We start from the raw sequence: 15004 nt of genomic DNA, 5'->3' as shown, positions 1-15004 counted from the left end.
GTGGGTTCCGTCGGGACGACACCCGTGGTGACAGCCGTGGCGGCGAGCGGGGCGGTTACCGCGGGCGTGATGACAGCCGGGGCGGGGACCGGGGCGCTGACCGTGGTGGGTTCCGTCGGGACGACAGCCGCGGTGACACCCGTGGCGGCGAGCGGAGCGGATACCGCGGCCGGGACGACCACCGCGAGGACCGGGGCGGCTTCCGTCGCGACGACAGCCGTGGCGGCGAACGCGGTGGCTTCCGTGGCCGGGACGACCGTGGCGGGCGGCCCGGTGGGTTCCGTGGGCGCGACGACCGGCACGGTGGCGGCCGGTTCCGTGAGGAGCGGGAGCGCGACCGGGAGCCCATCAAGCGGCTGCCGATCTCCGAGGACGTCACGGGCGAGGAGATCGACAAGGACGTACGGCAGGAGTTGCAGAGCCTGCCCAAGACGCTCGCGGAGGATGTCGCCAAGAACCTGGTGATGGTCGCCCGGCTGATCGACGAGGACCCCGAGGGCGCGTACGGCTACTCCAAGGTGGCGCTGCGGCTGGCGTCGCGCGTCGCCGCCGTACGGGAGGCCGCCGGCTTCGCCGCGTACGCCAACCAGAAGTACTCCGAGGCGCTGGCCGAGTTCCGGGCGGCGCGGAGGATGACCGGCACCGCGGAGCTGTGGCCCCTCATGGCCGACTGCGAGCGTGGGCTCGGGCGGCCGGAGAAGGCGCTGGACATGGCCGGTGCCCCCGAGGTGCAGAAGCTGGACAAGGCCGGGCAGGTCGAGATGCGGCTCGTCGCGGCCGGTGCGCGGCGCGACATGGGGCAACTGGACGCCGCCATTGTGACGCTCCAGAGCTCCGAGCTGGCGTCCCAAGCCGTACAGCCGTGGACCGCGCGGCTGCGGTACGCGTACGCCGACGCGCTTTTCGCCGCCGACCGGGCGGACGAGGCCCGGGAGTGGTTCGCGAAGGCCGTGGAGGCCGACCGGGACGGCAGCACCGACGCCTCGGACCGGCTGGCCGAGATGGACGGCGTGGAGTTCATCGACGCGCATGACGAGGCCGACGCGGACGTCGACGCCGCTTCCGACACCTCGGCCGACGAGGCCGAGACCGAGGACGTGCGCACGGACCCGGACCCGGACGACGGCGATGCGGACAAGGCCGAGACCGACGTCGACAAGGACTGACGCCTGACGCCTGGCGCTTGAGCGTCCGGACGCACGAAGGGGTGGGATTCCCGGTTCACCGACCGGGAATCCCACCCCTTCGTGCGTTACCGGCGACGCGTCACACGTCGAACGCGCGCAGTACCAGCCCCGAGGCCGGCTTGGGGCCGAAGGACGTCGATTTGCGCGGCATGGTGACGCCCTGGCGGGCGAGGTCGCGGACGACTTCCTCGCGGACCGGATGCATCAGCACCGCCGTACCGCCGTCGCGTTCCGCCTTCTCGACGGTCGCGGCCGTGTCGTGGATGTAGGCGATGTGGGCCGGGGAGTCCTCGGGGATGTGCCACACCTGGTCCAGGAGCGTGGAGTGTAGGACCGTCGCGTCCAGGGTGCGCCAGGCTTCCGGGCGGTCGGCGGGGACCGTACGGGACAGCAGATCCGGGTCCGGGCGGTCGACCAGGTGGAAGGCGCCGTCGCCGGCCAGGAGGAAGGCGTTGCCCGCCCCGGCCGCCCCGGCCAGCACATCCATGGCCTCCGGCAACGCGGCGTCGATGCGGCGGACCCGGAACAGGCCGTCGAGGGCGGCCAGCGCGTCCGCGACGGGCAGGCCGTGCAGCAGGCGGTGGATGGCGCGCACGCGCAGCGGGTAGCGGGCCGTGTCGACGAGGAGCACCAGGCCGTGGTCCCAGGGGCTGGGGGAGGGGTGCTGCGCGCGCAGGCGGCGGTAGGTCGCCCAGCGGTGGTGACCGTCGGCGATGAGCGCCTGCTGGCCGGCCAGGTCGGTCCGGACCGTGGCCAGGTCCTCGGGACCGGTGAGGGACCACAGCCGGTGGTGGAAGCCGTCCTCCGTGGTGGTCGCGAGGACGGGAGGCGTCTTGGCCGTGCGCTCGATCAGGTCGGCGGTGGCGGTCGCCGATCCGTCGCCGGGGTAGGTCAGCAGCAGGGGCTCGAGGTTCGCCGAGGTGGCCAGCATCAGGGCCGCGCGGTCGGCGACGATGTGCGGCATGACGTCCTCGTGCGGCAGGACCAGCCGCTCGTCGGGGTCCGACACCCGCAGGGCGCCGATGAGCCCGCGCTGCAGCAGACCGTCGCCGTCGCGCTGTTCGTAGACGTACAGACCGGGTTCGGGGTCCGTGGTCAGGACGCCCTCGGCCCGCCAGCGGTTCAGGGTCTCGGCGGCCTGGGCATTGCGGGCTTCGGGGGTTTCGGCCTCGGGCAGGATCAGCCGGACGATGTTGTACGGGTCGGCGGACTGCAAGTGATGCAGACCGTCCGGGCGGACGACGACGTCGTACGGCGGGGATGTCACGGCGGCCAGGCTGCCGACCCGGTCGGGGTCGTAACGAAGGCCTCGGAACGGGGTGAGTTCCAGGCCTCGGCGCACCTTCGCTTCCGAGGGACCTGCAGTCTTCATCCAGGCATCGTACGGGTGTCGGTGACATGGGGGATGATCGGGGAAAGCCGTCGAACGAGGAGCGATGCACCATGAGCCGAAGCGTCAGGACGAGGCCCGAGGGCAGTGGGCAGGCCCTGAGCGAGGCGTACGACACGGCGCTGCTCGACCTCGACGGTGTGGTGTACGCGGGTGGGAAGGCGATCGTCCACGCGGTGGAGTCGCTGGCCGCAGCCGGCGCCGGGGGCATGCACCTGGCGTACGTGACGAACAACGCCCTGCGCACGCCGGACACCGTCGCCGCGCATCTGACGGAGCTGGGGATACCGACGGAGGCCGCCGATGTGATCACATCGGCGCAGGCGGTCGCGCGGCTGGTGAGTGAGCAGGTGCCGCCGGGGGCCAGGGTGCTGGTGATCGGTGGCGAGGGCCTGCGGGTGGCGCTGAGCGAGCGCGGGCTGACGCCCGTGGAGTCGGCGGACGACGACCCGGCGGCGGTGGTGCAGGGATACGGCGGTCCCGACTTCCCGTGGGGGCGGTTCGGGGAGGCGAGTTACGCGATCGCGCGCGGGGTGCCGTGGTTCGCCTCCAACACGGATCTGACGATCCCCAGCGGCCGGGGCATCGCGCCGGGCAACGGGGCGGCGGTGGAGGTCGTACGGATCGCGACGGGCGCCGAGCCGCAGGTGGCGGGCAAGCCGCTGCCGCCGATGCACCGGGAGACGATTCTGCGGACGGGCGCCGAGCGGCCGCTGGTGGTGGGCGACCGGCTGGACACGGACATCGAGGGCGCGTTCAACGGCGGTGTCGACTCCCTGCTGGTGCTCACGGGCGTGACCGACGGGGCGCAGCTGCTGGCGGCGCCGCCACAGCACCGGCCGACCTTCGTCGACGCCGATCTGCGCGGGATGCTCACCGGGCAGCCGGAGGTCGTCGCGGCGGACGGCGGCGGGTTCCGGTGCGGTGGCTGGACGGCGACGGCGGCCGGTGAGCGCCTGGAGCTGGACGGGGAGGGTACGGCTCTGGACGGGCTGCGGGCGTTGTGCGCGGCGGCGTGGACAGCGGCGGGCGACGGCGGGTGCCGGCTGGACGGGGGGAAGGCGCTGGCGCGGCTGGGGCTGTGAGGAGTGCGCGGTACCGGACGGCCGGGGATCCGAGGAATCGTGATCGAATAGGAGGGTAGGCTAACCTAACTGCGTGTTGGTCGAGAGTCCCCCCGAACAGCGCGCGGACACCGCCCCCGCGCATCCGAACCGCCGGGCGCCACTCCGTGTCCCAGGGCTGTTCCTCTCCGCCGTGATCCTGGTGCTCGTCGCCCTGGCGAGTATCGCGATCGGGGCGAAGGACCTGTCCCTGCAACAGGTCTGGCACGGCCTGTTCGAGGATTCGGGCACCTACGGCGACGCCGTCGTCGCCGACCGGTTGTCACGGACCGTTCTCGGCGCGCTCGCCGGTGCCGCGCTCGGCCTGGCGGGAGCGGTCCTCCAGGCGCTGACCCGTAATCCGCTGGCCGATCCCGGACTGCTCGGCATCAACGCGGGCGCGTCCGCGGCGGTCGTCACGGCCATCACCTTTTTCGGCGTCACCTCACTGTCCGGCTACGTGTGGTTCGCGTTCTGCGGGGCTGCGGCGGTCGGGGCGCTGGTGTGGTTCCTCGGCGGCAGCCGGGGCGCGACACCGGTGCGCCTGGTACTCGCCGGCACCGCGATCACCGCCGCGCTGTTCGGCTACCTCCAGGCGGTCATGATCCTGGACGAGGCCGCCCTGGGCAGGATGCGCTTCTGGACGGTCGGATCGCTGTCCTCGGCGAACAGTGCGGTCATCCAGCAGGTGCTGCCGTTCCTGCTGACCGGCTTCGTCCTGGCGCTGTTGCTCGCCCGGCCGCTGAACGCCATGGCCATGGGCGACGACACCGCCAAGGCCCTCGGCGCCCACCTGAACCGCACACGAGGGCTGGCCATGCTCGCCGCGACCCTGCTGTGCGGGGCCGCGACGGCCGCCTGCGGGCCGATCGCCTTCATCGGTCTGATGGTGCCGCACGTGGTGCGCTCGTTCACCGGACCCGACATGCGCTGGATCCTGCCGTACACGGCGGTCCTGTCGCCCGTACTGCTGCTCGGCGCCGATGTGATCGGCCGCGTCCTGACCCGGCCCGCCGAACTCCAGGTCGGCATCGTCACCGCGATCATCGGCGGCCCGGTGTTCATCCATCTCGTACGACGGCGGAGGACGGCCCAGCTGTGAAGACCCACCGTGCCGTGCGCACCCCCGGCGGCCTCTCGCTCCGGGTGGACGTGCGCACTCTCGTCGTCGGCACCCTGCTGCTGCTCGTCGCGCTCACCGCGAGCGTGGTGCTGATCGGCACCGGCGACTTCCCGATACCGGCCGCCGACGTGGTCCGGACGCTGCTGGGCGAGGGCGACCCGGGCCAGGAATTCATCGTCACCGAACTGCGGCTGCCCCGGGTCCTGGTGGGGCTCCTCGTCGGTGCCTCCCTCGGTCTCGCCGGTGCGCTGTTCCAGTCCATCTCCCGCAACCCGCTGGGCAGCCCGGACGTCCTCGGGCTGGGTCAGGGCGCCACGGCCGGCGCGCTCGTGGTGATCGTGCTGTTCTCCGGAACCGCCAACCAGGTCGCCCTCGGCGCCCTGGTCGGCGGACTGGCGACCGGGTTCGCCATCTACCTGCTCGCCTGGAAGCGGGGGGTGCACGGATACCGGCTGGTCCTGGTCGGTATCGGTGTCTCGGCGGTCGTCACCGCGGTCAACGGCTATCTGCTCACCAAGTCCGACATCGTCGACGCGGCCCGTGCGATCGTCTGGATGACCGGTTCCCTCGACGGCCGCGACTGGGACCAGGTCTGGCCCCTGCTCGCGCTGTGCGCCCTCCTCGTACCGCTGGTTCTCGCCAACTCCCGTGGGCTCAGGATGATGGAGATGGGCGACGACGTGTCGTACGCCCTCGGGGTCCGGGTGGAGCGCGTACGGCTGGTGCTGATGCTGTCCGCGGTCCTGCTCACCGCGGCGGCGACGGCCGCCTCCGGGCCGGTCGGCTTCGTCGCGCTCACCGCGCCGCAGCTCGCCCGGCGTCTGACCCGTTCGCCCGGGCCGAACCTGGTGCCGGCGATGTGCATGGGCGCCGCCCTGCTGGTGAGCGCCGACTGGATCTCGCAGCGGGCCTTCGGCGCCGGACAGTTGCCGGTGGGCGTGGTCACCGGCGTGCTCGGCGGTGTCTACCTGCTGTGGCTGCTGGTCACCGAACGCAGGGCGGGCCGGATATGAGGCGACCGACCAACGGACCGACCGACGGACCGGCCGACCGACAGACCGGCGGGCTGAACAACCGAAGGAGCACTGTGAACCGACTGTCCGCCGAGGACGTCACCCTCGCCTACGACCAGCGTGTCATCGCCGAGCAGTTGTCGGTGGAGATACCGGACAACTCCTTCACCGTGATCGTCGGCCCGAACGCCTGCGGCAAGTCCACGCTCCTGCGGGCGCTGTCCCGGATGCTGAAGCCAAGCCGGGGACGGGTGCTGCTGGACGGTCAGGTCATCCAGTCGATGCCTGCCAAGAAGGTCGCCCGCACCCTCGGACTGCTGCCCCAGTCGTCGATCGCGCCCGACGGGATCACCGTCGCCGACCTGGTGGGGCGCGGCCGGTATCCGCACCAGGGCATCCTGCGTCAGTGGTCCACCGAGGACGAGCGGGTCGTCCAGGAGTCGATGGCCCGGACCGGCATCGCCGACCTCGGCGAACGCCATGTCGACGAACTCTCCGGCGGGCAGCGGCAGCGCGTGTGGATCGCCATGGCGCTCGCCCAGGAGACCCCGCTGCTGCTCCTCGACGAGCCGTCCCTCGGCCTCGCGCCCCGGATGGTGTACCGGATCGCCGAGGTGATCCGCGAGATCAACACCCAGGGAACCGCCGTGCTCCTGGTCGAGCAGAACGCGGGCATGGCACTCTCCCTCGCCGATCACGCCCACGTCCTGGAGGTCGGCGAGACCCGCCTGTCCGGCCCCGCCGACGAACTCGCCCGCACCGACGCCGTACGCCGCCTCTACCTGGGCGAGGCGGCCGAGGACCAGGGGGCGGCGTGAACGACCGCACCACCACCGCGCCGCCCGTGCTCGACGTACGGGACGTCACCGTGCGCTTCGCCGGACTCACCGCCCTCGACGCCGTCTCCCTCACCGTCGAACCCGGGACGGTGCACGCGATCATCGGACCCAACGGCGCCGGCAAGTCGACCTGCTTCAACGTGCTGTCCGGCCTGTGCCGCCCGGCCGCGGGCACGGTGACCCTCGGCGACACCGAACTGACCCGGCTCGCCCCGCACCGCATCGCCGCGCTCGGCGTGGCCCGCACCTTCCAGAACATCGTCACCACCCACGGAACGGTCGCCGACAACCTGATGCTCGGCCGCCACGCCCTGACCCGCGCCGGTTTCGCCGCCACCGCGCTGCGCCTGCCGGGCGCCGTCCGCGAACAGCGCCGGCATCTCGCAAGAGCCCGCGAGATCGCCGAACTGACCGGCCTCGGAGCCCACTTCGACAGCCCTGTCGCCCTCCTGTCGTACGGCGACCGCAAACGCGTGGAACTCGCCCGCGCCCTCTGCCTGGAGCCACGTGTGCTGCTGCTCGACGAACCGGTGGCCGGCATGAACGCCGCCGAACGCGCCCGCACGGCCGAGGTCGTGGGAGAACTGCGGACCGAACTCGGCCTGTCCATCGTCCTCGTGGAGCACGACATGGGCCTGGTCATGCGCCTCGCCGACGACGTCACCGTGCTCGACTTCGGCCGGTCCATCGCCCACGGCACCCCCGACGAGGTCCGCCGCGACCCCGAGGTGCTGCGCGCCTACCTCGGCACCGACACCCAGGGGGAGGACGCGGCATGACCGTATTCCTGGACAACGTCCTCGGCGGCATCGCCCTCGGCGCGGTCTACGCACTGGTCGCCCTCGGCTTCGTCGTCATCTTCAAGGCGTCCGGCGTCCTCAACTTCGCCCACGGCTCCCTGCTCCTGTTCGGCGGCTACCTGACCGCCGTCCTCCACGACGATCTCGGCTTCGCCGGCGCGCTGGCGCTGGCGATCCTGACCACCGCCGCCCTCGCGGGCGCCCTCGACCGGTTCCTGCTGCAACGCGGCGGACAGGACGCGCACTCCGCCCACGTGCAGACCATCGTCACCATCGGCATCGACATCGTCCTGCTGACCGACCTGGCCCGGCGCATCGGCGGCGACCTGCTGTCCCTCGGCGACCCGTGGGGCGACGCCGTGACCGACCTCGGCCCGGTGACCGTCGCCGACAGCCGGCTCGCGGCGATCGTGGTGTCCTCCGTGGTCATCGGCGGCGTGTTCGCGCTCTTCCGGTTCACCTCCTGGGGACTTTCCCTGCGGGCGGCGGCGGAGGATCTCGAGGCCGCCTCCCTGATGGGCATACGGCTCAGCCGGGTACGCGCCGGCGCCTGGTGCCTGGCGGGCGCGCTCGCCGCCCTCGCCGCCGTGTTCCTCGCCGCCTTCCCGGCACCGGGCCTGGAACGCAGCACCGGCCTGATCGCACTCAACGCGTTCCCCGCGGCGATCCTCGGCGGGCTCGCCTCCCCGGCCGGGGCCCTCGCGGGCAGCCTTCTCATCGGCCTGACCGAGGCGCTGGTCGTCGGTTACCAGTCCGACCTGCACGTCCTTGGTGAGGGCTTCGGCGACGTCGCCCCGTACGCCGTGATGCTGCTGGTGCTCCTGGTACGGCCCACGGGGCTGTTCGGCGCGAAGGGAGCGGCCCGTGTCTGACCGCATCCCCGGAGCCCTGACCGGCCGAGGAGCACGGATCGTGTGCCTCGCCGTCGTCCTGTGCCTCCCGCCGTTCTACCTGGACGCCTTCTGGCTGCGCATCGGCCTGTTCTCCATGGCGGCCGCCATCGGCGCCGTCGGCCTCGCCCTGCTGACCGGCACCGCCGGACAACTCTCCCTCGGCCACGCCTTCTTCCTCGCCACCGGCGCCTACGGCTACACCTGGCTGGCGGGTGAGCCCGGACCGGGGCTGCCGCCCGCCCTCGCCGCCCTTCTCGCCGTACTGCTGGCCGGCGCGGCGGGCGGACTGTTCAGTCCCGTCGCCGCCCGGGTGCGCGGCATCTACCTGGGCATCGCCACCCTCGCCCTGGTCTTCCTCGGCCACCATGTGCTGCTGACCGCCGACTCCGTCACCGGCGGATTCAACGGCCGCTCCGTGCCACCGCTCACCCTCGGCGGCTTCACCTTCGGGGCCGGCGACCCCGAACTGACCGTGCTCGGCGTGCCGTTCGGTGCGGAGGAACGGCTGTGGTTCCTGGGCCTGGCCCTGTTCGCGTTCACCTGGTTCACCGCCCGCGGCCTGCTGCGCGGACGCCCCGGCCGCGCCCTGGCCGCCCTGCGCGACAGCGAGACCGCGGCCGCCGTGATGGGCGTCGACGTCGCCCGCCACCGCTCGGCGGCCTTCGTGGTGTCGTCCATGTACGCCGGGCTCGCGGGCGTGCTCCTCGCCCTCTCCTTCCGCCGGGTCGTCCCGGACTACTTCTCCCTGGTCCTCTCCGTCGACTACCTCGCCATGATCGTCATCGGCGGGCTCGGCTCCGTCGCCGGAGCCACCGCGGGCGCCGTCTTCGTCACCGCGCTCCCGCTGCTCATGACCCGCTACGCCGACCAGCTCCCGCTGGTGGCCGCCCCCGGCTCGGCCGACGGCTCCGTCGGCCCCACCGAGGCCGCCCGCTATCTCTACGGCGCCGCGATCGTCCTCGTCCTGCTGTACGCGCCCGACGGCCTGCACGGACTGGCCCGCCGGGCCCGCGACCGCATACGGCGCCGGCGCCCCCGGCCCCCCGCCACGGACCCAGCCCTCTCACCACCGCAACCGGCCGCAACCGCACGACCCAAGGAGCACACCCCGTGAACACCACGCATCACCGGCGCCGTACCACCGGCGCCGCCCTCGCCGGAGCCCTCGTCCTGCTGCTCGCGGCCACCGGATGCAGTTCCAAGGCGGACGACGGCGACGGCGGAGGCGACAAGAGCGCCGGCGCAGCCGACGGCGTCCGCACCGGCCCCGGCATCGGCGCCGAAAGCATCAGGCTGGGCGCCCTCACCGACCTGACCGGCCCCTACGCCACGCTCGGCAAGAGCATCGTGCAGGCCCAGCAGATGTGGGCCGACGAGGTCAACGCCGACGGCGGCATCTGCGAGCGCCGGATCGAGATCGTCGTCAAGGACCACGGGTACGACGTGCAGAAGGCCGTCACCGCCTACGCCGACCTCGCCCCGGACGTCGTCGCCATGCCCCAGGTCATCGGCTCGCCCGTCGTCGCCGCCCTGCTCGACGACATCGAGCGGGACAAGATGCTCACCTTCCCGCAGGCCTGGGCGGCCTCCCTGCTCGGCAAGGAGGCCATCCAGGTTCTCGGCACCACCTACGACATCGACATGATCGCCGCGGTCGACTTCCTCACCCGCACCAAGGGCCTGAAGAAGGGCGACACGATCGGCCACGTCTACTTCGAGGGCGACTACGGCAGCAACGCCCTGGAAGGCTCCACATGGGCGGCCGAGCAGGCCGGCCTGAAGGTGGCCGGGCAGAAGATCCAGGCCACGGACACCGACCTGTCCGCACAGGTGTCCGCCCTGAGCAAGGAGGGCGTCAAAGCAGTCCTGATCAGCGCGGGCCCCGCCCAGACCGCCTCCCTCGTCGGCGTCGCCGCCTCCCGCGGCCTGCGCGTGCCCGTGGTCAGCAGCGCGCCGGGTTACGCACCGCAGCTCATGGAGACCCCCGCCGCGCCGGCCCTGGCGGCCATGCTGCACGTCGTGAGCGCCGCGCCCGCGGTCAGCTCCGAACTGCCGGGCGTCCAGAGCATGGTGGCGTCGTACAAGAAGAAGTTCCCGGACTCGCCCGTCGACTCCGGGGTGCTGTCCGGCTACAACGCGGCGCAGCTCATGGGCGCCGACCTGAAGGCGGCCTGCGAGGCGGGCGGTCTCAGCCGCGAGGACGTCCTCAAGGCGCACCGCGCACAGAAGAACGCCGACACCGGCCTGGGCACCGCGCAGAACTTCTCCGACGTCGACCGTCCGGCGAGCGTCGAGACGTATGTGCTGAAGCCCGACGCGAAGGCGGTCGGCAGAGTCGTGAACGCCGAGGACGCGCACACGGCTCCGGGTGTCGAGGAGTACCTGTCCGGGCGGTAGGCGCACCGCACCGTCCGGCCCGCCCCGGCGGACCCCGCGGAGGGGACCGCCGGGGCATATCCGTGCGCTCGGGGCGGAGCCGGACAGGGCGCGGGCGGTGCGAGGGTGGCGGAACGGCGGCCTCAGCCGGGGAGGAACCGGGGGGAACGGTCCGAGGCCGGCCAGACGTACGGCAGGTCGTCCGGCTCTCCGGGGAAGTACTCCGCGTAGAAGACCGGGTCCTTGCGCATCAGGGCCGAACGGTGGCTGCGGTGCAGGGTGTCGTCCCCGAGCCAGGGCGGCAGTTCACCCGCCTCGGTCAGTTCCCGCTGACCGCGCACCGGTGCGCCGGGCCGGACGGTGGCCAGATCGGCGACGAGCGTGGCGGCGCAGCCGTCCTGGTGCCCCCGGTCGCGCCAGACCCGGCAGATCTCGAGGCCGTAGCGCACCAGCGCCTCCTCGTAACCGGTCCACATGCGAACCGCCGGGTGCCGGCGCCACCCGTAGCCGGGCACGATGAGGCCGCGCAGGACCTGGAGCGCCTCCACCCGCTGCTTGCCGAGCCGGCGCCGGTCGAGTACCGACGCCGACTCGTGGAAGCCGGGGTAGGGCAGAAACGTCTGCATCGGGCCGTCCCGAGGGCTGGGGCCACCGTGGCCGCGGAACGCGGCCCACCCCGTCGCGGTTCCCCTTCCGCCGCGGTGCACACCCCTCTGCTCAGCCCAGGTTGCCGAGGCGGGCCTCGCGCCACAGGTCGACGCCGCCGTCGGTGGCGTACTTGTCGATCTCGGCCAGCTCCTCGCCGCTGAAGTCGAGGTTGTCCAGCGCGGCGACGTTCTGCTCCAGTTGCTCGGTGCGGGAGGCGCCGATGACCAGCGAGGTGACGCGCCGGTCCCGCAGGGCCCAGGCCAGCGCCATCTGCGCCAGCGTCTGCCCACGGCGGGCCGCGATGTCGTTGAGGGCGCGCAGCCGGTGCAGCATGTCGTCCGTCAGCCACGCGGTGTCGAACGACTTGCCCTGCGTCGCCCGCGAACCCTGCGGCACACCGTCCAGGTAGCGCCCGGTCAGCAGCCCCTGCGCCAGCGCCGTGAACCCGATGATCCCGAAGCCCTCCTCCTGGGCCACGTCCACCAGACCCTCGGTCTCGATCCAGCGGTTCAGCATGCTGTACGAGGGCTGGTGGATCAGCAGCGGGGTCCCGAGGTCCCGGAGGACGGCGACCGCCTCACGGGTGCGCTCGGCGTCGTAGGAGGAGATGCCGACGTAGAGCGCCTTGCCCTGGCGGACCGCGGTGTCGAGCGCGCCCATGGTCTCCTCGAGGGGAGTGGTGGCGTCGAGCCGGTGGGAGTAGAAGATGTCCACGTAGTCCAGGCCCATCCGCTTCAGCGACTGGTCCAGCGAGGCGAGCATGTACTTGCGCGATCCGCCGCCCTGACCGTAGGGACCCGGCCACATGTCCCAGCCGGCCTTGGTGGAGATCACCAGTTCGTCCCGGTACGGGGCGAGGTCCTGCTTCATCAGCCGGCCGAAGTTGACCTCCGCGGCGCCGTAGGGCGGTCCGTAGTTGTTCGCGAGGTCGTGGTGGGTGATGCCGAGGTCGAAGGCGCGCAGCGCGATCTCGCGCTGGGTCCCGAAGGCCCGGTCGTCACCGAAGTTGTGCCAGTAGCCCAGGGACAGCAGGGGGAGGTCGAGCCCCGAACGCCCGGTGCGCCGGTAGCGCATGGTGCCGTCGTAGCGCTCGGGATTGATCACGTGGTTCATCGAGTGGTCTCCGGGTGCGGTTCAGGGGTGTCCGAGGGACTCTGGAACCCTGCCCACAGTGCCCCCGCGTGATCCGGAAGTCCAACCGATCCTTTTCATGGAATTCAGCGATGCCGCTTCTGAACCGTGGGACCAGGCGGGGGCTCGGTGGTGGCAGCGGACCGGTGTACGGGACCGGCGCGGGTCGATTGACGGATTGCCGCCCCCGCCGGATGGGCAGGCAGGCGATGAGTGTCATGAGCACGACTAACCTGCCCCCACGAGGAGGTCGATCATGCGCATCCGTACGCTGACCGGAAGCCTGGCCGCGGTTCTGGCGCTTTCCTCTCCCCTGTTGTGGGGCGGCCAGGCCGTGGCCGCCCCGTCCGGCGCCCCCGAGCAGACTTCGGCCGCCCGCCTGCTCACCTACGACGCGAGCGGCTCCGCGGAGTTCAGGTCCGCCGTCGACCGGGGTGCGGCGATCTGGAACGAGAGCGTCGACGCCGTGGAACTCCGCCCGGCCGCGTCCGGGCAGCGCGCCAACATCCGGGTCCTGGCGGACAACGGCTGGCCGCGCGCCCTGCCCACCAGCCTGGGCAACGGCACCGTCTACATCGGGCGCCAAGCCGTGAACCAGGGGTACGACACGGTCCGCATCTCGGCCCACGAACTCGGTCACATCCTGGGCCTGCCGGACCGTAAGCCGGGCCCCTGCTCCAGTCTGATGTCCGGCTCCAGCGCGGGAACCGCATGCCTCAATCGTCACCCGAACGCGGCGGAGAGGGCGCAGGTCGAGGAGAACTTCGCCGGCACCCGTTCCGGCGTGCCGGAACAGACGGGGGCGCCGGGAACGGTGCCCCGAGCCGTGCTGATCAGGGGCTGACCGGCGGTCCTGTCACGCACGCCGGGCCACCGCGCACGCCACTCACCCGTCCGATGTGACTACCGAGGCGAATGCGGCTATGGTTGACGCAGGTCAAGGCGCCGGAACTCCCGGAGCCCGCCCGTGCGTTGGTGGTCCAAGGAAAGACGCCCCGCTTCCTGCGGGGAGATGCAGGTGCAAGGCCTGCCCAGCGCTCCATCGCAAGCCCCGCCCCCGAACGGCTGTTCGGGGGCGGGGCTTGTGTCGTTGACGCTACGTGCGTTGAGGGCCGGTCATGCCGTGTGCAGGGTCAGCCCGTAGCGGCCCAGGATCTCGTTGATCGGCTGGAACCAGGTCTCGCCCCCGGAGGAGCAGTTGCCCCAGCCGCCGGAGGTGACTCCCTGCGCCTGGTCACCGCTGATGAACGAACCGCCCGAGTCGCCGCCTTCGGCGCAGACGCTTGTCTTCGTCATCTGATGCACCGCGCCCTGGCTGTAGTTGACGGTCTCGTTCTTGGCCAGGAGCCTGCCGCAGTGCCAGCGGGTCGTGGAACCCGACCGGCAGATCGAGGCGCCGACCGGGGCCTCGTTGGAGCCGCGCACCAACTGGTCGGAGACCGTTCCCCAGCCGAGTACGACCGGAACCGTCCACCAGCCGCTGCCCACGTTGACCCACGCGTAGTCGTTGCCCGGGAACGAGGAGCCCTGGAAGTTGCCGATGTAGGAGCCGTCCCAGCCCCGCACCTGGCCGCCCACGCCGCCGCAGTGACCGGCGGTCACGAAGCCGCCGTGGACCGAGAAGCCGATGGAGCAACGGACGTTGCCCGTGTAGTAGGGGTCACCACCCACCGTTCCGGCGGCGAAGGTCTCGGCGGCCGCCCGCACGGTCCGCACGGTGACCGGTCCTGCCTCGCGGGCCTCGGAGAGGAACCGCCGGACATCGTTGTCGGCCGGCTCGCCCTTGACGACGTTCACGACCACCGTGTTGGCGGCCGGGTCCACGGACCAACTGCTCACGCCCGACGGCGCGTCGAGGCGGTCCAGGCGTGACACGGTCGCGTCGAGCCGGCGAGCGCTGTGCTCGACGGTACGGACGGCCGCACCGGAGGACCGGAGGCTGCGGACGGTGGCGGCGTCGGCGTCCGGGGTGACGGCGACGGTCAGCTTCTCGCTCTTCTCGTCGAACCAGGCGCCGCCGTACGCCGGTCCGGCGGCCTTGCGGGCCTTGGGCTCGAGTGCGGTGGCCCGCTGTTCGGCGGCGAGCCGTTCCTCGGCCTCGGCGGGGGAGAGGCCGAAGTCCCGCTGCATGGCCTGCAGCAGGGCGGCGGAGGCCGGCGCGGATCGTGTCGATGCGGCGGAGGCGGTGGGGGAGCCGGAGCCCGGGGTGTCGCTCGCCGAGGCGGGCGGAGCGCCGGCCGCGGTCCAGCTGCCGATCATGAGGAGTGCGGCCACGCAGGCATGCGTGAGTCCGATGCGTCTCATGGAAGATGCCCTTCGTCGTTCCAACGAGGTGGGGGTGGAACAAACGCAATCTGAGAGCGCTCTCATTTGAGTCGGGCAGAGCCTAGCGGGCGCGGGCTATCAGGTCCATGCCAATGACGGAATCCGCTGCTTCGCTCGCTCGCTCGTCCGGTTGTGCCGGGTACCGGCCCGGCCTCGCCGGGCCGGTACCCGGCACA

Annotated in this window: 14 protein-coding genes; 10 read left to right on the top strand and 4 right to left on the bottom strand. The window is 72.1% G+C overall.

The annotated features are described in order from the left end of the window. The first annotated feature begins 356 nt into the window (after positions 1-356). A complete protein-coding gene (locus tag AOK11_RS35520) occupies positions 357-1166 on the top strand; it encodes an FUSC family protein (RefSeq protein WP_055597769.1) in 810 nt (269 codons plus the stop codon). A 100-nt stretch (positions 1167-1266) separates the two neighbouring features. Here AOK11_RS35520 and AOK11_RS35515 read toward each other — a convergent pair whose 3' ends face one another. Continuing rightward, positions 1267-2559 carry a DUF1015 domain-containing protein gene (locus tag AOK11_RS35515; RefSeq protein WP_055597768.1) on the bottom strand — a complete coding sequence of 431 codons (1293 nt, stop codon included), beginning with the start codon at positions 2557-2559 and terminating at the stop codon, positions 1267-1269. 71 nt (positions 2560-2630) lie between these two features. Here AOK11_RS35515 and AOK11_RS35510 point away from each other — a divergent pair, with 71 nt between their 5' ends. From AOK11_RS35510 to AOK11_RS35475, 8 genes are all read left to right on the top strand, one after another. Then, complete coding sequence (locus tag AOK11_RS35510) at positions 2631-3662, top strand: HAD hydrolase-like protein (protein WP_055597767.1); 1032 nt, start codon at positions 2631-2633, stop codon at positions 3660-3662. Between the two features lie 73 nt (positions 3663-3735). Continuing rightward, a complete protein-coding gene (locus AOK11_RS35505; protein ID WP_055597766.1) occupies positions 3736-4782 on the top strand; it encodes a FecCD family ABC transporter permease in 1047 nt (348 codons plus the stop codon). Then, on the top strand, positions 4779-5816 hold the full coding sequence (locus tag AOK11_RS35500) for a FecCD family ABC transporter permease (RefSeq protein WP_055597765.1): 1038 nt from the start codon (positions 4779-4781) through the stop codon (positions 5814-5816). Before AOK11_RS35505 ends, AOK11_RS35500 begins: the two co-directional genes overlap by 4 nt. Continuing rightward, positions 5813-6634, top strand: a complete 822-nt coding sequence (locus tag AOK11_RS35495) for an ABC transporter ATP-binding protein (RefSeq protein WP_079035285.1) — start codon at positions 5813-5815, stop codon at positions 6632-6634. The genes AOK11_RS35500 and AOK11_RS35495 overlap by 4 nt, the downstream gene beginning before the upstream one ends. Further along, entirely contained in the window at positions 6631-7434 is an 804-nt protein-coding gene (locus AOK11_RS35490; RefSeq protein ID WP_055597764.1) for an ABC transporter ATP-binding protein, read from the top strand. The genes AOK11_RS35495 and AOK11_RS35490 overlap by 4 nt, the downstream gene beginning before the upstream one ends. Beyond that, positions 7431-8327, top strand: coding sequence for a branched-chain amino acid ABC transporter permease (locus tag AOK11_RS35485; protein ID WP_055597763.1), 897 nt, complete (start codon positions 7431-7433; stop codon positions 8325-8327). Before AOK11_RS35490 ends, AOK11_RS35485 begins: the two co-directional genes overlap by 4 nt. Beyond that, positions 8320-9462 (top strand): branched-chain amino acid ABC transporter permease, encoded by a 1143-nt coding sequence (locus AOK11_RS35480; protein ID WP_055597762.1) that lies wholly within the window; start codon positions 8320-8322, stop codon positions 9460-9462. The genes AOK11_RS35485 and AOK11_RS35480 overlap by 8 nt, the downstream gene beginning before the upstream one ends. Further along, positions 9459-10745: an ABC transporter substrate-binding protein gene (locus AOK11_RS35475; protein WP_055597761.1), complete on the top strand. Its 1287-nt coding sequence runs from the start codon at positions 9459-9461 to the stop codon at positions 10743-10745. Before AOK11_RS35480 ends, AOK11_RS35475 begins: the two co-directional genes overlap by 4 nt. Before the next feature lie 122 nt (positions 10746-10867). Here the strand turns inward: AOK11_RS35475 and AOK11_RS35470 are convergent, their stop codons facing one another. Both AOK11_RS35470 and mgrA read right to left on the bottom strand, forming a co-directional pair. Further along, positions 10868-11350: an MSMEG_6728 family protein gene (locus AOK11_RS35470; RefSeq protein ID WP_055597760.1), complete on the bottom strand. Its 483-nt coding sequence runs from the start codon at positions 11348-11350 to the stop codon at positions 10868-10870. A 91-nt stretch (positions 11351-11441) separates the two neighbouring features. After that, entirely contained in the window at positions 11442-12485 is a 1044-nt protein-coding gene (gene mgrA, locus AOK11_RS35465; protein WP_055597759.1) for an L-glyceraldehyde 3-phosphate reductase, read from the bottom strand. A gap of 274 nt (positions 12486-12759) precedes the next feature. Here mgrA and AOK11_RS35460 point away from each other — a divergent pair, with 274 nt between their 5' ends. After that, positions 12760-13347 carry a snapalysin family zinc-dependent metalloprotease gene (locus AOK11_RS35460; protein WP_055597758.1) on the top strand — a complete coding sequence of 196 codons (588 nt, stop codon included), beginning with the start codon at positions 12760-12762 and terminating at the stop codon, positions 13345-13347. Positions 13348-13619: 272 nt separating this feature from the next. On the opposite strand, the gene AOK11_RS35455 is transcribed toward AOK11_RS35460, so the two are convergent. Further along, a complete protein-coding gene (locus AOK11_RS35455; protein WP_055597757.1) occupies positions 13620-14807 on the bottom strand; it encodes a S1 family peptidase in 1188 nt (395 codons plus the stop codon). Positions 14808-15004: the final 197 nt, after the last annotated feature.

The sequence above is a fragment of the Streptomyces hirsutus genome, assembly GCF_001418415.1.
Taxonomy (GTDB): domain Bacteria; phylum Actinomycetota; class Actinomycetes; order Streptomycetales; family Streptomycetaceae; genus Streptomyces; species Streptomyces hirsutus.
Note: the sequence above shows the minus strand (reverse complement) of the source record. Positions and strands in the feature narration are given on the sequence as shown.

What these genes read in the sequence shown, in the direction of transcription:
- AOK11_RS35455 (WP_055597757.1), bottom strand. Translation starts at nt 14,807, where the DNA reads ATGAGACGCATCGGACTCACGCATGCCTGCGTGGCCGCACTCCTCATG.
- AOK11_RS35485 (WP_055597763.1), top strand. Translation starts at nt 7,431, where the DNA reads ATGACCGTATTCCTGGACAACGTCCTCGGCGGCATCGCCCTCGGCGCG.
- AOK11_RS35495 (WP_079035285.1), top strand. Translation starts at nt 5,813, where the DNA reads ATGAGGCGACCGACCAACGGACCGACCGACGGACCGGCCGACCGACAG.
- mgrA (WP_055597759.1), bottom strand. Translation starts at nt 12,485, where the DNA reads ATGAACCACGTGATCAATCCCGAGCGCTACGACGGCACCATGCGCTAC.
- AOK11_RS35470 (WP_055597760.1), bottom strand. Translation starts at nt 11,350, where the DNA reads ATGCAGACGTTTCTGCCCTACCCCGGCTTCCACGAGTCGGCGTCGGTA.
- AOK11_RS35515 (WP_055597768.1), bottom strand. Translation starts at nt 2,559, where the DNA reads ATGAAGACTGCAGGTCCCTCGGAAGCGAAGGTGCGCCGAGGCCTGGAA.
- AOK11_RS35510 (WP_055597767.1), top strand. Translation starts at nt 2,631, where the DNA reads ATGAGCCGAAGCGTCAGGACGAGGCCCGAGGGCAGTGGGCAGGCCCTG.
- AOK11_RS35460 (WP_055597758.1), top strand. Translation starts at nt 12,760, where the DNA reads ATGCGCATCCGTACGCTGACCGGAAGCCTGGCCGCGGTTCTGGCGCTT.